Origin of the sequence: Kocuria atrinae C3-8, assembly GCF_000286355.1 — a bacterium.
GTDB lineage: Bacteria > Actinomycetota > Actinomycetes > Actinomycetales > Micrococcaceae > Kocuria > Kocuria atrinae_A.
The window spans coordinates 1-5,851 of record NZ_AJXN01000046.1 but is presented as its reverse complement, the minus strand read 5'-3'; the positions used below and the strand labels follow the sequence as shown (position 1 = coordinate 5,851).

Here is a 5,851-nt window from a genome sequence, read left to right as displayed (position 1 = left end):
GTGTGGTTTGTTGTTTGTCAACTCAATAGTGTGCCTAGTTTGTTGATACCGAAAAGTTTTATATTTTTTGGTTGATGGCCTGATGCTCGGGGTGTTTTTCCCGTTTCCTGGGGTGTTGGGTGTCAGCTAGGATCCCGCAACTGTGTGCTGGTTTCTTTGTGGAACTGGTGGTTGTGGTTTCTGTCATTGTTTTTTGACGGAGAGTTTGATCCTGGCTCAGGACGAACGCTGGCGGCGTGCTTAACACATGCAAGTCGAACGATGATGCTCCAGCTTGCTGGGGTGGATTAGTGGCGAACGGGTGAGTAATACGTGAGTAACCTGCCCTTGACTCTGGGATAAGCCTGGGAAACTGGGTCTAATACTGGATACTACACAGTCTCGCATGGGGTTGTGTGGAAAGGGTTTTACTGGTTTTGGATGGGCTCACGGCCTATCAGCTTGTTGGTGGGGTAATGGCCTACCAAGGCGACGACGGGTAGCCGGCCTGAGAGGGTGACCGGCCACACTGGGACTGAGACACGGCCCAGACTCCTACGGGAGGCAGCAGTGGGGAATATTGCACAATGGGCGAAAGCCTGATGCAGCGACGCCGCGTGAGGGATGACGGCCTTCGGGTTGTAAACCTCTTTCAGCACGGAAGAAGCGAAAGTGACGGTACGTGCAGAAGAAGCGCCGGCTAACTACGTGCCAGCAGCCGCGGTAATACGTAGGGCGCAAGCGTTGTCCGGAATTATTGGGCGTAAAGAGCTCGTAGGCGGTTTGTCGCGTCTGCTGTGAAAGCCCGGGGCTTAACCCCGTGGTGTGCAGTGGGTACGGGCAGACTAGAGTGCAGTAGGGGAGACTGGAATTCCTGGTGTAGCGGTGAAATGCGCAGATATCAGGAGGAACACCGATGGCGAAGGCAGGTCTCTGGGCTGTTACTGACGCTGAGGAGCGAAAGCATGGGGAGCGAACAGGATTAGATACCCTGGTAGTCCATGCCGTAAACGTTGGGCACTAGGTGTGGGGGACATTCCACGTTTTCCGCGCCGTAGCTAACGCATTAAGTGCCCCGCCTGGGGAGTACGGCCGCAAGGCTAAAACTCAAAGGAATTGACGGGGGCCCGCACAAGCGGCGGAGCATGCGGATTAATTCGATGCAACGCGAAGAACCTTACCAAGGCTTGACATACACCAGACCGCCGCAGAGATGTGGTTTCCCCTTTTGGGGTTGGTGTACAGGTGGTGCATGGTTGTCGTCAGCTCGTGTCGTGAGATGTTGGGTTAAGTCCCGCAACGAGCGCAACCCTCGTTCTATGTTGCCAGCACGTGATGGTGGGGACTCATAGGAGACTGCCGGGGTCAACTCGGAGGAAGGTGGGGATGACGTCAAATCATCATGCCCCTTATGTCTTGGGCTTCACGCATGCTACAATGGCCGGTACAATGGGTTGCGATACCGTGAGGTGGAGCTAATCCCAAAAAGCTGGTCTCAGTTCGGATCGTGGTCTGCAACTCGACCACGTGAAGTCGGAGTCGCTAGTAATCGCAGATCAGCAACGCTGCGGTGAATACGTTCCCGGGCCTTGTACACACCGCCCGTCAAGTCACGAAAGTTGGTAACACCCGAAGCCGGTGGCCTAACCCTTGTGGGGGGAGCCGTCGAAGGTGGGACTGGCGATTGGGACTAAGTCGTAACAAGGTAGCCGTACCGGAAGGTGCGGCTGGATCACCTCCTTTCTAAGGAGCAGGCCCAGCAACCGTGTGGTTGCAGCTGGTATCTGAGGTATTCAGGTGCTGGTGATCAGTGGCCGCCACGCACCCGACAGTTTCGTTGTGGTGGTGGTTTGCTCATGGGTGGAATATCAACAGGCGTACATACGAACCCCACACACGGGAACGTTCACGACTTCAATGGTTGTGTTTGGTGTGTGGTGGTGGTTGTGGTGGCACATTGTTGGGTTGTCGATCAACAAACCCAACGCTTCGTTATCCAGTGGTGGATCCGTGAGGATCTTCTCTGGTGGTGGGGTGTTGGTTGTTGGTTACATCCTGGAACACTACTGAAGCTGGCGGTTGCTGGTGGGGGTGGTGTTGGTGGGTTGTTGTTTGTCAACTACATAGTGGACGCGAGCATCTTTGAACGCCGCGCACGGATGATTGCAGTGCTGTTGGTTCCTTTGGGTTCTGATGGTGGTGTGGTTGTTGGTGTGTGGTGTGTATTTTTGATGATTATTTGTGTTGTGTGGCGTATAAGTTGTTACGGGCACACGGTGGATGCCTTGGCATCAGGAGCTGATGAAGGACGTGGAAATCTGCGATAAGCCTCGGGGAGCTGATAAACGAGCTGTGATCCGAGGGTTTCCGAATGGGGTAACCCGGCTGCGTGTTATGCGTGGTCACTCGTATCTGAATTCATAGGGTGCGAGGAGGAACGTGGGGAAGTGAAACATCTCAGTACCCATAGGAAGAGAAAACAATAGTGATTCCGTGAGTAGTGGCGAGCGAAAGCGGATGGTGGCTAAACCGGTTGTGTGTGATACCTGGCGAGGGTTGCATGGTCGGGGTTGTGGGATGCGTTGTTCTCAGGGTCGCCACTCTGGGGGTTGTGGTGTTGTGGTAGTCGAACTGGTGGTGAGTGCCAGACCGTAGTGGGTGTGAGTCCCGTAGACGAAACCGCAGTTATCTCAATCTGATGTACTCCCGAGTAGCACGGGGCTCGTGAAATCTCGTGTGAATCTGCCAGGACCACCTGGTAAGCCTGAATACTTCCTGATGACCGATAGCGGATCAGTACCGTGAGGGAATGGTGAAAAGTACCCCGGGAGGGGAGTGAAATAGTACCTGAAACCGTGTGCTTACAAGCCGTCGGAGCCTCTTTGTGGGGTGACGGCGTGCCTTTTGAAGAATGAGCCTGCGAGTTAGTGTTACGTCGCGAGATTAACCCGTGTGGGGTAGTCGTAGCGAAAGCGAGTCTGAATAGGGCGTGTTGTAGTGGCGTGATCTAGACCCGAAGCGGGGTGATCTACCCATGGCCAGGTTGAAGCGCGTGTAAGAGCGCGTGGAGGACCGAACCCACTTCAGTTGAAAATGGAGGGGATGAGCTGTGGGTAGGGGTGAAAGGCCAATCAAACTCCGTGATAGCTGGTTCTCCCCGAAATGCATTTAGGTGCAGCGTCGTGTGTTGCTTGCTGGAGGTAGAGCTACTGGATGGCTGATGGGCCCTACAAGGTTACTGACGTCAACCAAACTCCGAATGCCAGTCAAGTGTAAGCGCGGCAGTGAGACTGTGGGGGATAAGCTTCATAGTCGAAAGGGAAACAGCCCAGACCATCAACTAAGGCCCCTAAGCGTGTGCTAAGTGGGAAAGGATGTGGAGTTGCTTAGACAACCAGGAGGTTGGCTTAGAAGCAGCCATCCTTGAAAGAGTGCGTAATAGCTCACTGGTCAAGTGATTCCGCGCCGATAATGTAGCGGGGCTCAAGTACACCGCCGAAGTTGTGGCATGACACCGAGTAGCTGAGCCGTTTGTGGTTGAGGTGGTGTTGTGGGTAGGGGAGCGTCGTTGGGGTAGTGAAGCTGCGGGGTGACCCAGTGGTGGAACCTCAACGAGTGAGAATGCAGGCATGAGTAGCGAAAGACGGGTGAGAAACCCGTCCGCCGGATGATCAAGGGTTCCAGGGTCAAGCTAATCTGCCCTGGGTGAGTCGGGACCTAAGGCGAGGCCGACAGGCGTAGTCGATGGATAACGGGTTGATATTCCCGTACCGGCGAAAAACCGTCCATACTGAACCGGGGATACTAACCACCCGAACCACCATGATTGGATCCCTTCGGGGTGAAGACGTGTGTGGGGAGCGTGGGACCTGATCTGGGGAGGTAAGCGTATTAACAGGTGTGACGCAGGAAGGTAGCCAAGCCAGGCGATGGTTGTCCTGGTCTAAGCATGTAGGGTGGTTCGTTGGTAAATCCGCGGGCCGTTGAGCCTGAGATGTGATGGGACTCTCTTAGGTGAGGGAATTTGGTGATCCTATGCTGCCGAGAAAAGCATCGACGTGAGGTTGTAGTCGCCCGTACCCTAAACCGACACAGGTGATCAGGTAGAGAATACTAAGGCGTTCGAGAGAATCATGGTTAAGGAACTCGGCAAAATGCCCCCGTAACTTCGGGAGAAGGGGGGCCTTGGCTGGTGATCGCCCTTGCGGTGTGAGCTGGTTGGGGTCGCAGAGGCTAGGGGGAAGCGACTGTTTATCAAAAACACAGGTCCGTGCGAAGTCGTAAGACGATGTATACGGACTGACTCCTGCCCGGTGCTGGAAGGTTAAGAGGACTCGTTAGACTCTTGGGGTCGAAGCGGAGAATTTAAGCCCCAGTAAACGGCGGTGGTAACTATAACCATCCTAAGGTAGCGAAATTCCTTGTCGGGTAAGTTCCGACCTGCACGAATGGAGTAACGACTTCCCTACTGTCTCAACCATGAACTCGGCGAAATTGCAGTACGAGTAAAGATGCTCGTTTCGCGCAGCAGGACGGAAAGACCCCGAGACCTTTACTATAGTTTGGTATTGGTGTTCGGTGTGGCTTGTGTAGGATAGGTGGGAGACTGTGAAGCCTCAACGCTAGTTAGGGTGGAGTCGTTGTTGAAATACCACTCTGGTCACTCTGGATATCTAACTTCGGCCCGTAATCCGGGTCAGGGACAGTGCCTGATGGGTAGTTTAACTGGGGCGGTTGCCTCCTAAAGAGTAACGGAGCGCCCAAAGGTTCCCTCAGCCTGGTCGGCAATCAGGTGTTGAGTGTAAGTGCACAAGGGAGCTTGACTGTGAGAGTGACAGCTCGAGCAGGGACGAAAGTCGGGACTAGTGATCCGGCGGTACATTGTGGAATGGCCGTCGCTCAACGGATAAAAGGTACCTCGGGGATAACAGGCTGATCTTGCCCAAGAGTCCATATCGACGGCATGGTTTGGCACCTCGATGTCGGCTCGTCGCATCCTGGGGCTGGAGTTGGTCCCAAGGGTTGGGCTGTTCGCCCATTAAAGCGGTACGCGAGCTGGGTTCAGAACGTCGTGAGACAGTTCGGTCCCTATCCGCTGCGTGCGTTGGAAATTTGTGGAGGTCTGTCCTTAGTACGAGAGGACCGGGACGGACGAACCTCTGGTATGTCAGTTGTTCCGCCAGGAGCATGGCTGATTAGCTACGTTCGGAAGAGATAACCGCTGAAAGCATCTAAGCGGGAAGCTTGCTCCGAGATGAGATTTCCTAGCCCCTTTTTGGGGTGTGAGGTTCCCAGTAGACGACTGGTTGATAGCCGGGTGTGGAAGCGTTGTAAGGCGTGGAGCTGACCGGTACTAATAAACCGAAGACTTATCACATACAACAAATCATCAAAAAGTTGTTGTTCGCGTTCACTATGTGGTTGACAACCAACAAGCACCACACCACCACAGTATTTGTCGTGGTGGTGGTTGGGGTTGGTAATTGAATAACGGTCCACGAGACCTGGAAACACAATGGTTTCCCACCACACGCGACACGCGTGTTTGGGTGGGGTTGGGTTTTCGGTGGTTATAGCGTGGGGGAAACGCCCGGTCCCATCTCGAACCCGGAAGCTAAGGCCCACAGCGCTGATGGTACTGCACTCGGGAGGGTGTGGGAGAGTAAGTCACCGCCGAAATTAACGTAAAGGAGGAGGGGCACCAGCTACGGCTGGTGCCCCTCCTCCGCATTTAACACTCATGGTCGAAGCCATGGACGGCAGCCCCGCGTCAGCGGGGGAGCCGCCCATGGCTTCTTCTCGTTAAGGCCCCTATAGGTCGTCCAGTGACTTGTGAACGGGGCATAGGAATGGGCCCTCCGAATACCGGAGG

1 protein-coding gene and 3 rRNA genes are annotated in these 5,851 nt (G+C 54.6%); all 4 read left to right on the top strand.

Going from position 1 to position 5,851, the window contains the following annotated elements; genetic code table 11:
- The first annotated feature begins 193 nt into the window (after nt 1-193).
- The 4 genes from YO9_RS0105780 to rrf all read left to right on the top strand — a co-directional run bounded on the left by YO9_RS0105780 (nt 194) and on the right by rrf (nt 5,658).
- Nucleotides 194-1,722 (top strand): 16S ribosomal RNA (locus YO9_RS0105780).
- Between the two features lie 54 nt (nt 1,723-1,776).
- Nucleotides 1,777-2,049, top strand: a complete 273-nt coding sequence (locus YO9_RS0105775; RefSeq protein ID WP_016996634.1) for a hypothetical protein — start codon at nt 1,777-1,779, stop codon at nt 2,047-2,049.
- A gap of 183 nt (nt 2,050-2,232) precedes the next feature.
- Nucleotides 2,233-5,357, top strand: a 23S ribosomal RNA gene (locus tag YO9_RS0105770).
- Between the two features lie 184 nt (nt 5,358-5,541).
- Nucleotides 5,542-5,658: ribosomal RNA gene (gene rrf, locus YO9_RS0105760) — 5S ribosomal RNA — on the top strand.
- Together the 16S, 23S and 5S rRNA genes form the textbook arrangement of a ribosomal RNA operon.
- The last annotated feature ends 193 nt before the right edge of the window (nt 5,659-5,851 follow it).